We start from the raw sequence: 14050 nt of genomic DNA on the forward strand, positions 1-14050 counted from the left end.
ATTATTCTCCTGTTTGAGTGAAATTTTCTAATAATTTTCCTAACCCACTCTGCCGTTTTACGGTTTGGCGTACTGCCATTTTCCAGATTTTTTCACTGGCAAAAACGGTGAGTGATTTTTTGGCTCGTGTTACACCGGTAAACACTAATTCTCGGGAAAGCACCGGGTTAGGCTCTGTTGGTAGAACCATTAGTGTGTGATCAAATTCCGATCCTTGCGATTTATGGATTGTCATAATAAATGCCGACTCATGAGCAGGAATACGGCTGGTTAGTACCTCACGATTGCCAAACCACACTTTGCCCTTTGCCAAACACAATCCAATATCCCCGTTGTATAAACGCACATTATGATCGTTTTCCGTGATCATAATCGGTTTGCCAAGATACCAATCTTGCTCATTTCTAAACCAAAGCAAATGCTCTCGACGCAATGCTAAAGCGATTTCTTTATTCAGATTTTCCACACCTAACGGACTGCTACGAAGTGCGGTCAAAAATCTGATTGAATTAAAATGGGCTTGAATCACCTCCGCATAGGTTTTACCTTCTTCATTCCGTTGATTGAAATCCACACCTTGCCTTTGTAATTCTCGCAATTCCGTTAAATAAAGACGATAATTTTCCACCGCACTTTGCACGACCTGTTGCACCCAAGCCGCTTCAGTTTGTTCCGTATTAAACGGATTAAAATATAATTCCTGAGGGAAAGCTGAAAATAGCTTGAGGCTTTCTTCCCCATTTCCGTGTTGGATTTGCTCGGCAAGTTTACCAATGCCGGAATCTTTATCAAAACGGCGACTAAAGGTGAGATGACATAAACTATCACGCATTGGATTTGTGATTGCCGCATTTGGTACATTATACCCTGTGGTTTGGCGTAAATAATTCGCTTGTTCCCTGCTATAAGGCTCTTCGACCCATTGTGCCAGCTCGCCTAGCACAGCCCCTGCCTCCACAGAAGCAAGCTGTGCTTGATCACCCAATAAAATCAAGCGGGTTTCCGGTTTTAGTGCATTGATCAATTTTGCCATCAGAGGGAGATCAATCATCGAGGTTTCATCCACCACTAAAACATCAAGTTGTAATGGGTTTCTTTCATTGTGATGACAATGATCGTTAAAAGCATTGACACCAAGCAAGCGATGTAATGTTTCCGCTTTTTGTGGAATAGATTGCACCAGAGTATCGGATAATCTCATGGATTGTTGTAAAAATCCTAAAGCATTTTGGATAGATTCTTCCAACCTTGAGGCTGCCTTGCCCGTTGGCGCAACAAGTTTGATGTGTAATTGATGTTGGTATAATTCTTGCAAAACTAATAACAGCCTTGTCACGGTGGTGGTTTTTCCGGTGCCCGGTCCGCCGGTAATCACCGTGAATGGACTTTTAATCGCCGTTGCCACCGCCACTTTTTGCCAATCAATCTCTGCCGATTTTTGAGGAAAATACAACGCTAATTTTTCTCGAATTTCATCAGGAGAAAAAGCCAAAGTGCGGTTATTTTTTAAGGTGTTTTTAATATATTGTGCTACACGGTATTCATCTTGCCAGATACGATAAAAATATAAGGCATTAAATTGAAAAACCATCGGAGCAATGTGTGAAATCGGATCTTGTGTAAATGCAAGATGTCCTCGTAAATGAGATTGCCATTGTTCGACTGAGAGAAAATCTATTTTTTGTTGAATCTCTGCAAGATAATCCCTTTCTGTGGCACGATATGCCAAACCGAATAAACTCCGTTCTAATGCCTTATCCAATTCAACGCAAGTATTACCTTGTGCATAGTGCCAACTACAAAGTGCTGCGAGTAAAACGGCTAAATGTTTGGTCGGTTCAGGGAGGTTATCCGGCTGCTTATCTGCAATCAGTTTGGCAAAATAATAATCGCCTAAACTGATAATATTTTGTTCATTCAATGATTGTAAAAGCCTTAGCATTAAAACACCTCCTCTAATTCATTGATGAGTTGCACACTTGGGCGATCAAAAAACACACCGGATTGAGGCTCACCATTCATTCCTCTCAAGAAAAGATAAAATACGCCACCGAAATCTCGTTCATAGTCATAGTTCTTATCGACGGTTTTTAAATAACGGTGTAATGCCAAAGTATAAAGCAAATATTGCCAATCATAGTGATGATGTAACATCGCTTTTTCTAAGGCGTTAGGCGAATAATCCGCCCAATTTTCACCAAGAAAATTAGACTTATAATCCAACAAATAGTACTTGCCTTGATGGCGGAAAACCAAATCAATGGTGCCACGGATCATGCCTTGGATATCTTCAAATTGCAGCATGTCACTTGGTAAGTGGTGATGGGATTGTAAGGCTTCATTAAAGCCCGCTACGTCAAAATGATCCTGAATGGATAAATAAAAGGACATCTCTTTGATATAATCGGATTTTGCCAAATCAATTAATTTGATCCCATGAGATGCCGGCAACGGAGTATGCACAATTTGCTCAAACCATTGCTGTAATAATGTGATGAAATCTGTTTCCACCTGCAATTCTTGGCAAAGTTTTTCAAGGGCGACATCATTAGTCAGTGCATTAAAATCATTTTTTTCTAAATAACGATGTAACAATGTTCCCACTTGCGTGCCATGAGGAAACTCAGCAATAAGCAACCGATTGTCATTGGAAAGTGCAGTTAATATTTCAGAAGAATTTTCCAAGATTATCTGTGTATCGTAATCTTTTGCCTCATCAAAAACAGCGGATTTTTTTACCACACTGTCATTCAGATAATTCCTCCAACGATGTTTTTGCTCTATGCTTGTGAAACTGGTGATATGCCAATTTTGCTCGATCTCACCGTGAAAAGAAGAGACTGCAAGCTCATCCTGAGGTAAAGAAAAGGATAGAGAGGGCAATTCATTTAATTTTTCTGCAGGTTCAATGACAATGCTCGACATATTCACTTTAAATTCATTAAGTAATGAGCTGCTTGAATAAGTTTGTAACAGAGCTAAATTCTTCCCAATTTCCCCACGACTGAGTACATAAAGAAACGGATTCCATTTTTTATCAAATTCTGCCGGCAAGGCAAACGCCATTTGATATTTCGCCCGGGTTAATGCCACATAAAGTAAACGTAGCTCTTCTGCAAAAGTTTCCTCTGCCAATTCATCTAAATGACGATTCTCCATATCCCATAAAACGCGATCTTTATCTTTTGAGTAATAGAGATTAATGTTAGCGAATTGATTGAGATCACGGCTTGGCACAGCCAAAAACGGTAACCAAACTAAATCATATTCCAATCCTTTCGATTTATGAATCGTCACGATTTTGACTAACTGACGTTCGCTTTCTAAACGAATTTGTGCTTCTTGTCTGCCCTCTCCACGAATTTGTTTTTCAAACCAACTCAGTAATGCCGCTTCACTGTTATTTAATGTGGAGGCTTGCTGTAAAATCTCAGCAAGATGTAAAAAATCCGTTAAATCACGTTCGCCGGTAGGTAAACCCAATAAACGTTCGGCAATGCCTTGTTCAAGTAAAAGATGGTGCAACATGGGTAAGACGCCTTGTCGTTGCCAAATTTGCTGATACAGCTCAAAACTATCCGCCCATCGTTGCCAATCTTGTTCGTTATGATGAATTTGGTGAATTTCTGCCGCCGTTAAACCAAAAAGTGCAGTAGCAATCGCATTTAAAATAGATCGTTCCGTCACATTCAAACAGGCTTTCAAAACTCGTACCAATTCTTTCGCAACCCGACTATCAAACACGCTACTTTGATCAGAAAGGAATACTGAAGCAATGCCTAATTTTTGTAAGGCCGTTTTCACTAATGCGGCTTCATTTCTATCACGCACCAAAACGGCAATATTGGCAGCCTGTAAAATTTGGCTATCCTTATCCCCCTTAAAAACTGCCTGATTTTCAGCCGCACTTTTTAGCCAATGTTGAATTGAAACCGCACAAGTTTGGGCAAGTGCTGTTTTATCTAATTTTCCATCATTTTTTTCCGTCAAATAAAAGCGATAAGCCGGTTCCTGTTCACCATTTAAATAAAATTGGCGATGATCCGCTTTTGCCCCTACCGATGTAAATTCAATATTGTCATAAATAAAGGGGGATTTAGGAAAATCAAATAATTTGTTTATCCCCTCCACAATTCGTTGCTCGGAACGATAGTTTTTCATTAAACTAAAACGCTCATCCGCCTGCTTGGCAGCCTTTAAATAGGTAAAAATATCCGCACCACGGAAACGATAAATCGCCTGTTTAGGGTCACCTATCATAATAAAGCCGGTATTATTCTGCCGATTTTCTCGATAAATTTTGGAAAAAATCTCATACTGCTGTGCATCCGTGTCCTGAAATTCGTCGATCATGGCAAAGGGATATTGAAAACGGATCATTTCAGCGAGTTGATCACCCTGTTCATTTTGCAAGGCTTCACAAAGTAATCGTAATAAATCATCAAAAGACTTTTCTTGATGATTACGTTTATATTCAAGGAGTTTTTGTTGAACGCCTTGCCAGTAATGATAGAGAATAAGTTTCTTTAGCAATTCTGGGGAAAGCGTATGTTCAAATTCTTCAACCAAGTGATCCAATTTTTCTAAAATAGTGGAACAATTTGGCTTTTTGTTCTTGGCTGCATTAGCATTCACAGCTGATTGCGTAAAATATTTTACAATATCTTCACTCAATGAATGTGCTGTTGTATTTTTCACCCAAGTCGCCACTCGTGCATAATAACCGGGCAGATTATTGGCACGATATTTATTGCCGTTTAATCGCTTATCTTGCAGCTCCTGTGCGATGAAATCTTTAATTTCCCCCTCATTTTCTTGCCATGTTTGTTTCAATTTATCAATGATATTGCGTTGCACCACCACTTTTTCTAAAAGCGTTTCAAGAGGTAAGACGAGAAGATCTTGATGTTCCAATTCAACATCGAAATTTTTGCCAATATCATTTTTAAGTAGTGCGAATACACTATCCGGCGATTTCAACTCTTGTGCAATAAAATTTGCGACCGCAAAAGACTGTGGGTAAAAATGTTCACGCCAAAATTCATTGGCAAATTGCTTCAATAAATCAGACTGATCTTTTACTAATTCCAAATTGAAATGGACACCGGAATAAAAAGCATACTGCATTAACATTCGGCGACAAAAACCATGAATGGTAAAAATTGCCGCAAGATCCATATTTTGTTCCGCCAATTTTAATCGCTGAATAGCAAGGGGAAGATCATCAATATGCTGAGAAAGTGCGGTCAGAAAATCATCATCTTTAAAAGCGCTTTCTGACTGCGTTTCCGCATAAACTGACAATTTTTGAATGGCATCTATGATGCGTTCACGGATTTTTTGCTTTAGTTCTTCCGTCGCCATTTCCGTGAAAGTGACCACTAAAATCTCTTCGACATTTAACGGGCGTGAAAAATTCTTTTCTCCTGCTTGTAATAAGAGGCGAAGATAGAGAGAACCAATGGTATAAGTTTTCCCCGTTCCGGCTGAAGCCTCGATCAAATTCACTTGATTTAAAGGTAATTCGACAGGATTAAGCGGCGTTGATGTTGTCATAGTTTCGCAAATGTGGGATTAAATAGCGTTATTTTAGGGGGGAATTGTTGCTTTGGCTATGTATTAAATTGATTTTTTAATGGCAATTATTTCGTTACAATAGGCCGCTACAAAAACAGGATAATTGGGGAAATATGCGAAAAGGTCGCTGTTGTGCCTTATTGGCGTTGATACTTTTAATCGGAACAATTTCTTTACCTTGGTTGATCACGCCAAAACAAATTGAACGGGTGGTAAATTATTTCCTTACGCCAAATTATTCTGTGCAATTATCCGATGATTGGGCAATAAACAGTGAAGCATTAACACTCCCTACTTTGCAAGTCAATTCAGGAAAATGTACGCTGGCAAAGCTACGTGATATTCAGCTCACCGATTGGTTTTCACCCCATTTATCGGTTGAAAATGCCGTGGTCGATTATGCTTGTATTCAAACTATACCCAGTAGCCATGATAAAACACCGATAAAATTGACCGCACTTTTTGCGACAATACCGAGCTTTGAAATTAATATTAAGCAATTTCAAGTTTCAAATGGTAACCATCTTATTCCCCCCGTTTTGCAGGACATTCTCAATGCCAATATTTCCGCAATGGTAAATCGTCACCAGGATCAATTTCAGCTGAATTTATCCGCTCAAAATGACAAAGGATTAACATTACATCATCAATCTACTCTTTCCCCTCAGGATAATCACTTTATTTGGCAAGGAAAAATCAATTATCAACCGGAACAGAATCAATCTTATCAATCCGATTTTAACCTTCAATTAAATGATGAGATTCTACAAATACAGCCAAAAGGAGAAATGACCTTAACATGGCAAACCCCTCATTTTTCCGTCAATAACGGCGAAGCAACATTGTCTTGGGAAGGCGAAAATGGCGTCATCAAGGCGCAAGATCTCACAAGAAAATCGCCATTATTGGATGTGCCATTTATTTTTACTCGGAACGGACTGGAAATTTCTTGGGGAACGTTTTATTGGACCTTTGACGGTTATCAACCTATTAAAGGATTTTTAGGCTTGTCCTTACGTACACCACAAAAAGGCTGGTTTCCCCTTGGGATTGATACCAATATCATCGTACAAACTTTTGGTGAGTATGGTAAAGGCGAGATAGTGATTTCTGGGGAAAATGGCGAAATTGGTGGTGGAGAAAAACAAGATCAGATCCATTTTAATTTAAAAACGCGCGGTGATTTACGCTATAACAATACGGTTGCACACACGAATTTAAGCTATCATCTCGGTGGCTCATTTAATGACCCTTTACTTCGTTTCAATACGGGATCTCTTTTTAAAATGGATAATCAGCAACAAGGTTCAAGTATTCATATGCGTTTACCTTTAGATAATGTACAAATCAGTAAATATGGGTTAGATGGTCGATTATTGGCAACATTACAAGGTTTCACACCACAATTTTCTGATATTGATGTGAAGCTGGACGGGCAAGCCGATGAATTTATTGCGGGGATCAAAACCGTTTTTGAACTACGTGATCCACAACATAAATTACACAATGCGGAAAGCAATGCCAATAACCGCTGGGATTGGACGATTCAAGGCAAGGCCTATTGGAAAACCTTAAAAACGTCGGTGAATCTACAAGGTACTGGTTTTTGGCAAGGCAGCCATATTGAATTAAATCAACTCACAGCTTCTTCAAATAAAATACAAACTAACGGTATAAAAATGGCACCACTTTTTCTAGAGCTGAAAGATCGACTACGTTGGGATTATGAGAAAGAACACATTCGAGGTTTATTACAAGTCAAAAGTGCGTGGATTACCTTTGATTACGGCGGACATTTTACCAAGCCTATTTTTAGTGTCGGTGTTGATGGGGAAAGTATAGAACGTTTTAATATTGCCGGAGATTTAAAGGCCGGCACCCTTGGTCCTATCGACTTACTTGCCCACTATGAAAATCAAACACTAAAAGGAAAAATTAGCTGGAAAAAACAATCGGTAAACGTATTCCAATCCCTTTTTCCTCAACAGTGGGGCTGGTTAATTCATCATGGTCACATTAAAGGCATAGGCAATTTTAATATCGATCACGAAGGAATTGCGATGAAGGGGAATCTGCAACTTTATAAGGTCGGACTTTCTTTTCCTGATGGGGAAATTGAGGATTTAGACATTCATTTTCCGCTAAATTATCAGAATAATCTTTTACAAAATTCAACAAAAAACCCCATTAAGGTTTCTGTTCACAATATGCGTAAAGGCGCATTATTCCTGAATGACGTTGTATTTCATTTATCCGGTACTTATCCGTATTCTAAACTAAAACCGCTTACCTTGAGTAAGGTGAGAATCGGATTATTTGATGGTGAGGTAACATTAGATAAACTTAATTTCCCTCAAAGTGAAATGGCTACGCTCAAATTACATCACATTGATCTCAGTCGGGTTATGGCGATGGCACAATATAACCAAATCCATTTAGAAGGACGGATAAATGCGACATTGCCTTTTTGGTTAAAGAATCACACCTGTCTTATTTGCAATGGTACATTGCAACAAAGCGGTAAAATGCGTATTAAATTAAATGATGAAGTGGCAAAGGGATTAAAAAAAGGTGGCTGGACCGAAAGTATTATCGTGGATTTATTAAAAGAAATGGAACTTGACCATTCCCATGCCAGTCTTAATCTTACCTCTAACGGACAAATGAATTTGAGCGCAACAATCAAAGGTTTCAATGTCAACAAAGCAACACATCACCCAATTACATTAAATTATCATCACCAAGAAAATATGTTTGAATTATGGAATATGATTGACTACGGCGCTCAGTTTGAACAAAATTTACAATATCGGCTTTATCAAAATTTAGAACATGAAAAAACACCTTAAAAATCGACCGCACTTTTTTGTTGCTTTATTTTCCCTTAACCTATTGGCAGGTTGCATACCGACTATTCAACTTGATACACCAAAAGAAGGGATCACCATTAATATGAATGTGGTGGTGGATCACAATATTAATGTCACGATGGATGAAAAGGCTAAAGCCGTATCAGAGAAAAAATAAATGGCTTACATCATGTAAGCCATTCATATTGATTAAAAATTTAACACTTTATCCGCCTCAACAGTCCAATCCGCTAACTCAACGAGAGTACCGATTTCGACCCCCTCCGCTAAAGGTAATTCGGTGATACCACGTGCATTAGTACAGGTTTTACAAAGTTTTACGGTTACCCCTTGAACCGTTAAAATTTCCAGCATTTGCTGTAAATGATACCCTTCCGCCGGATTTTGTTTTGCCAGCCCCCCGTTCACCGCATCCGACATTAAAAACAGCTTTAAATTGACCGCACTTTTATGCTGTTCCTGTAATTGTAATGCCAAACGTAATGCACTAAAAAAATGTTCGTCCCCATAAGGCGAGGAATGAATGATGAAAAGAATATTTTGCATAATATGTCCTTTTTTCTTTGAATATAAAAAGGGCGAACCTTAGGCTCGCCCTGTCATTAACCTACCCAAACAAATTTCGCAATAAATAAAAGCGATACGACCCAAACAGGTGCATTGATTTCTTTAATGCGGCCGGTGCAGGCTTTCATAATACAATAGCTGATAAAACCAAAGGCGATCCCCTCCGTGATGGAATAAGTGAAAGGCATCATCGCTGCGGTAATAAATGCCGGCGTTGCTTCTGTTAAATCATCCCATGACACACGAATGAGGCTGGATGCCATTAAAATACCCACATAGACCAATGCGCCGGCAGTCGCATAAGTTGGCACAACGGCAGTAAGTGGAGAGAAGAAAATCGTCAATAAAAATAACACGCCGACGGTTACTGCCGTTAAACCTGTGCGTCCGCCCACGGAGACCCCTGCGCCACTTTCGATATAAGTACTAATTGCGGAAGTACCGATATATGAACCGCCCACCGCACTCACACTATCCACCAGTAAGGCTTGTTTCATTTTGGGGAAACGTCCTTTCTCATCGCTGATTCCGGCCTTGTCCGTCACGCCTAATAAAGTGCCGGAAGAGTCGAATAAATTAACTAATAAAAATGAAAAAATAATACCGAGCAATGCCGTGTCTAAGGCTCCGCCAATATCCACTTTACCCACCACTGTATCTAATGCAGGCGGCATAGAAATAATACCGTGGAACATCACCGTATCATCCAACCAAAGTGCAAGCCCCGTAACGACTGCAATAGAAATCAATACGCCGGAAAAAATATTGCGGGCAGCTAATACCACGATAATAAAAAATCCCAGTACACCAAGTAGCACCTTAGGATCATGCAAATCACCTAATGCCACTAATGTGGCAGGATTTGCTACCACAAGTCCCATATTTTTAAAACCAATCAATGCAATAAAGAAGCCAATCCCCGCGCCAATTCCCACACGAATACTCAACGGGATAGACGCCATTAACCAATAACGCACTTGAAACAGGGTGAGCACCAATAATCCCACCGAGCCCCAGAAAATCGTCCCCATTCCAATTTCCCATGAGTAGCCTAATTTACCTACTACGACATAAGCAAAAAAGGCATTAAGCCCCATTGCCGGCGCAAGCGCGATAGGCAGATTACTGAATAGTCCCATTGCCATCGTACCAATGCCGGCGATCAAACAAGTCGTCACAAACACAACCTGTTTATCCATCCCCGCATCGCCCAAAATTGAAGGATTCACAAAAACAATATAAACCATGGTAAAAAAGGTGGTAATACCGGCAATAATCTCGGTTCTTGTGCTTGAGCCTTTTTCACGCAATTTGAAAAGTCGTTCTAACATAATCATTCCTTAAAAATTAATAACCTTGATGATAAATTGCTTCTAATAATTTCACAGAAAGATGGGCAAGATTAAAACGTTGCTCATCTGCAACAGTCCAAAATTCAATCCCATTTTCAACCGCACTTAATCGGCTAATATGGAGTTTCACATGGGAAATCTCACTTTCAATCTCAGCAGTCATAACCGGAGTAATAAAATGTTCATGATATTGTACGAATTCATTCTCTTGAGGTTGAAAATCTATCTCATAATCTGAAAGCACGCTCACTTTTTGAGCCATCCCATAGAATACAGGGGCTTGAACAGCATGAAATACCACTGCCTCTAATTGAGGGAAAATTTTTTGAAATTGTTGTGATAATGATAACGTACTTTGTGGATAAACATCGAACGCTAAACGGGTCTCTCCCTCCTCCAACGGAATGCCATTTAATAATCGGGCGGTTTGCCCCGCCAGTTTTGTGACAGTCTCAATGTTTTGGTAAGAGGCTGGAAGTAAAGATGTCGTGAAGATTTTTGTGAGATGAGATGTTTGTAATACAGGGTGAATTGCCAAAGCAAGTTGACTCACCTGAGGATCCGGCAAACTAACAATATTACGTTGTCTTAATTCAATAAGGTTTTCCTCATTAATGCTTGGCACGACAACGGGTACATCAGAAAGTGTGCTACATATCCCTTTCATATCAATCACTACGCATCCCTGTTCCGCTGCCTCTACGATATGGGATACTTGTTCAATATTGCCTGCGAAAAAGAGATAATCCAATTCGCCCCAATCCATTTCCTTTGATGAACACTGAGTAACGCTTTTATTTTTAAAGCGAATTCCTTGTTCTTCTTCAAAAGGATAAATTTCAACCACAGTAACTTTAGCAATATTGAGTTCACTTTCTTCAAGAGCCTCAACAATTCTTTCGCACAATTCAAATTCTGCCGCAATGGCAATATTTAGGCTTGCATCCATTTTTTTCTCCGCTATAAAATAAGCAGACCATTCTACAAAAAAAGGGCTAGAAATAAAATGACACCCGCAATTGATTTACTTAAAAAACAGAAAATTCCTTTTATTCTTCACACTTATGATCACGATCCCAACAATACTCACTTTGGTGATGAAGCAGCAGAAAAACTAGGTATTGATCCTCATCGTTCTTTCAAAACATTACTTGTGACTGAGAACGGTGATCAAAAGAAACTCGCCTGTTTTGTTTTACCGACAGCCAATATGCTAAGCCTAAAAAAAGCAGCGAAAGCTATAGGGGTAAAAAAAGTGGAGATGGCGGATAAAGATTTCGCACAAAAAAGTACAGGATATTTAGTGGGAGGGATTAGTCCTATTGGACAAAAGAAACGCCTAAAAACAGTGATAAATTCGACCGCACTTACCTTTGATAGTATTTATGTATCCGGTGGAAAACGAGGCCTAAGCGTGGAATTGGCGGCAACGGATCTTGCAAAATTGCTAGGTGCTGAGTTTACCGATATTGTGGATGAGCCTTAATATTTTGTTCAACTTTTTGACAACCTTTATCCCATATTCAAGATGATAAAAAGCTTACCCAAGGGTAAGCTTTTTTAGATAATCAAAGGTCATCAATAACTAAATAAATTTTAGAGACCGGGCCGTGTACGCCAACAACTTTAATTAATTCAATATCTGCTGTGGCACTTGGCCCTGAAATAATATTGACACAAGATGGCATTCGTTCCCCTTGCTTCGCTTTATCATCCAAAATTTTTGCTAACTGTGCAACTCTTGGTAATACACAACTTTTACGTACGACAACAATGGATTTTTCCGGCAATAAACTCACTGAACGCCCAAACTGTTTATCAGAAAACAATACAATACCACCAGATTCGGCAAGCCCATACTCAGCGTAAACAATACCAATATTCGCTTGTTCAGCATATTGAATATTACTTTCGCTCTTCATCTCATCCCAAATATGGTGATCATACTTGCCTTGAATAGCTGATATTACCCCTAATGCCACAAGGCGTGCGTCATTATTCAAAATAATTTGCCCACCACCATATTTTTCACAAATTTCAATAACCGCTTGTGGAACAGCATTTTCTTTCGCCACAACCACATCAGCCATCATAACTTTGGCAAAGTTAATAAACTCGTTGCATAGTTGTTCTTGACTAAGCTCTGTTAAACGTGTCATCGGATAATCATTCACTAACGCCGGCATAGGTTCCGGTGAAGTTTGCCAAGTTGATTTCCCCATTCGTTTCGCTAATTTAGTTAGAAACTGTTCACGATTTTGTAAATCCATCTTTGCTTATCCTCTATTTTTAAACCATTCACGGAAACTTTGACCTTCCGGTGTAGGTAAATCACGTGCTTTTGTCCATTCAGCTAAAGCCCCCATTTGCACCGGCACCTTACCGTTTTTGATCAATTTCCCTGCCACCTTCGCACCAACATTAACCCCGACCTTCCAAACTGAGGGATGAGCATTAGCAAAGGTAAAACCAAAAATAGACAGACGTTCCGCTGCAGGGGTAATACCCGTTTGTGCCATATGTTCACGATGCTTCAAAATAAGCTGAGCAAGTGGAATTTTAACCGGACACACTGAATTACAAGCCGTACACAAAGAACAAGCATAAGGCAATTCTTTAAATTCCTCATATCCACCTAATAACGGTGAAACGACGGAGCCAATTGGCCCTGGGTAAATCGAACCATAGCCATGCCCGCCAATTTGGCGATATGCAGGACAAGTATTTAAACATGCACCGCAACGAATACAACGCAATACTTCTTTAAATTCACTTTCTAAAATTTTAGAGCGGCCATTATCAACAATAACTAAATGGAACTCTTCCGGTCCATCTGTTTCACCTTCTAGACGGGGACCTGTAAGCCATGTGTTATAAGCTGTTAATTTAGCGCCTACCGCACTGCGAGCTAACATAGTGATGAGAACATCCACTTCTTTAAACGTCGGTGCTAATCGTTCCATCCCCATGACGGCAATATGGGTTTTAGGCACCGTTGTTGCTAAACGTAAATTCCCTTCATTGGTCACTAAACAAACAGAGCCGGTTTCCGCTACGGCAAAATTACACCCACTAATACCAATATCAGCTTCTAAGAAGTCTTTACGGATTACCTGACGAATAAAAGCGGTCATTTCTTCCGGTGTTTCGGATCCATTATAGCCCAATTGTTCGTGTAATTCCTGACGGATCTTATAACGATCTTTGTGTATTGCGGGAACAACAATATGAGAGGGTTTATCACCTACGATTTGTAATAAATATTCACCTAAATCTGTTTCAACGACTTTTATTCCTTCCTTCTCTAAAACATCATTCAAACCGATTTCTTCTGTTACCATGGATTTTGACTTGACAATCTTTTTCGCCTGCTTTTCTAGTGCAATTTGACGAATATAAGCGGTCGCTTCTTCTGCAGTTTCAGCAAAATAAACCTTTCCGCCATTTTGCTGTACTTTTTCACTTAGCTGATAAAGATAAGCATCTAAATTGGCTAAAACATGATTACGAATTTGTTTAGACAAATCCCGCCATTCTTCCCAATGTCCCAATTCATCTACCATTTTTTGACGATTAGCACCTATCGTTTCTTGTGCTTTTACGACGGCTTTTCGCATCACCTCATTGTGAATTTGATTATCCACACGTTTTTTGAAAGCAAGATTACTCGTTTTTAACGACATT

The 14050-nt window shown here is 39.4% G+C and carries 10 protein-coding genes; 3 read left to right on the forward strand and 7 right to left on the reverse strand.

Features of this window, described 5'->3' with window-relative positions:
- Position 1 precedes the first annotated feature (1 nt).
- Positions 2 to 1942, reverse strand: a complete 1941-nt coding sequence (gene recD / locus BKK54_RS01495) for an exodeoxyribonuclease V subunit alpha (RefSeq protein WP_077540826.1) — start codon at positions 1940 to 1942, stop codon at positions 2 to 4.
- Positions 1942 to 5556: an exodeoxyribonuclease V subunit beta gene (gene recB / locus BKK54_RS01500; protein ID WP_077540828.1), complete on the reverse strand. Its 3615-nt coding sequence runs from the start codon at positions 5554 to 5556 to the stop codon at positions 1942 to 1944. Before recB ends, recD begins: the two co-directional genes overlap by 1 nt.
- A gap of 134 nt (positions 5557 to 5690) precedes the next feature.
- On the opposite strand from recB, the gene BKK54_RS01505 reads away from it, so the two are divergent.
- Entirely contained in the window at positions 5691 to 8426 is a 2736-nt protein-coding gene (locus BKK54_RS01505; RefSeq protein ID WP_077540830.1) for a YdbH family protein, read from the forward strand.
- A complete protein-coding gene (locus BKK54_RS01510) occupies positions 8410 to 8604 on the forward strand; it encodes a YnbE family lipoprotein (RefSeq protein WP_077540832.1) in 195 nt (64 codons plus the stop codon). Before BKK54_RS01505 ends, BKK54_RS01510 begins: the two co-directional genes overlap by 17 nt.
- 32 nt (positions 8605 to 8636) lie before the next feature.
- On the opposite strand, the gene BKK54_RS01515 is transcribed toward BKK54_RS01510, so the two are convergent.
- The 3 genes from BKK54_RS01515 to BKK54_RS01525 are packed head-to-tail and all read right to left on the reverse strand — an operon-like array spanning position 8637 to position 11315.
- Complete coding sequence (locus BKK54_RS01515) at positions 8637 to 8993, reverse strand: DsrE/DsrF/TusD sulfur relay family protein (RefSeq protein WP_077540834.1); 357 nt, start codon at positions 8991 to 8993, stop codon at positions 8637 to 8639.
- Positions 8994 to 9049: 56 nt separating this feature from the next.
- Positions 9050 to 10345, reverse strand: coding sequence for an NCS2 family permease (locus BKK54_RS01520; protein WP_244153083.1), 1296 nt, complete (start codon positions 10343 to 10345; stop codon positions 9050 to 9052).
- A 16-nt stretch (positions 10346 to 10361) separates the two neighbouring features.
- Positions 10362 to 11315: an oxidoreductase gene (locus BKK54_RS01525; RefSeq protein ID WP_077540838.1), complete on the reverse strand. Its 954-nt coding sequence runs from the start codon at positions 11313 to 11315 to the stop codon at positions 10362 to 10364.
- A gap of 57 nt (positions 11316 to 11372) precedes the next feature.
- Between BKK54_RS01525 and ybaK the strand changes: the two genes are divergently transcribed.
- Positions 11373 to 11852: a Cys-tRNA(Pro) deacylase gene (gene ybaK / locus BKK54_RS01530; RefSeq protein WP_077540840.1), complete on the forward strand. Its 480-nt coding sequence runs from the start codon at positions 11373 to 11375 to the stop codon at positions 11850 to 11852.
- Positions 11853 to 11934: 82 nt separating this feature from the next.
- On the opposite strand, the gene BKK54_RS01535 is transcribed toward ybaK, so the two are convergent.
- Both BKK54_RS01535 and BKK54_RS01540 read right to left on the reverse strand, forming a co-directional pair.
- Entirely contained in the window at positions 11935 to 12636 is a 702-nt protein-coding gene (locus BKK54_RS01535) for a LutC/YkgG family protein (protein WP_077540842.1), read from the reverse strand.
- 6 nt (positions 12637 to 12642) lie between these two features.
- Entirely contained in the window at positions 12643 to 14049 is a 1407-nt protein-coding gene (locus tag BKK54_RS01540; RefSeq protein ID WP_077540845.1) for a LutB/LldF family L-lactate oxidation iron-sulfur protein, read from the reverse strand.
- Between the last annotated feature and the right edge of the window lies 1 nt (position 14050).

Source organism: Rodentibacter genomosp. 1, from assembly GCF_001999285.1.
Classification (GTDB): Bacteria; Pseudomonadota; Gammaproteobacteria; order Enterobacterales; family Pasteurellaceae; genus Rodentibacter.

What these genes read in the sequence shown, in the direction of transcription:
- BKK54_RS01505 (WP_077540830.1), top strand. Translation starts at nt 5,691, where the DNA reads ATGCGAAAAGGTCGCTGTTGTGCCTTATTGGCGTTGATACTTTTAATC.
- BKK54_RS01525 (WP_077540838.1), bottom strand. Translation starts at nt 11,315, where the DNA reads ATGGATGCAAGCCTAAATATTGCCATTGCGGCAGAATTTGAATTGTGC.
- BKK54_RS01510 (WP_077540832.1), top strand. Translation starts at nt 8,410, where the DNA reads ATGAAAAAACACCTTAAAAATCGACCGCACTTTTTTGTTGCTTTATTT.
- BKK54_RS01540 (WP_077540845.1), bottom strand. Translation starts at nt 14,049, where the DNA reads ATGTCGTTAAAAACGAGTAATCTTGCTTTCAAAAAACGTGTGGATAAT.
- recD (WP_077540826.1), bottom strand. Translation starts at nt 1,942, where the DNA reads ATGCTAAGGCTTTTACAATCATTGAATGAACAAAATATTATCAGTTTA.
- ybaK (WP_077540840.1), top strand. Translation starts at nt 11,373, where the DNA reads ATGACACCCGCAATTGATTTACTTAAAAAACAGAAAATTCCTTTTATT.
- recB (WP_077540828.1), bottom strand. Translation starts at nt 5,556, where the DNA reads ATGACAACATCAACGCCGCTTAATCCTGTCGAATTACCTTTAAATCAA.
- BKK54_RS01535 (WP_077540842.1), bottom strand. Translation starts at nt 12,636, where the DNA reads ATGGATTTACAAAATCGTGAACAGTTTCTAACTAAATTAGCGAAACGA.
- BKK54_RS01515 (WP_077540834.1), bottom strand. Translation starts at nt 8,993, where the DNA reads ATGCAAAATATTCTTTTCATCATTCATTCCTCGCCTTATGGGGACGAA.
- BKK54_RS01520 (WP_244153083.1), bottom strand. Translation starts at nt 10,345, where the DNA reads ATGTTAGAACGACTTTTCAAATTGCGTGAAAAAGGCTCAAGCACAAGA.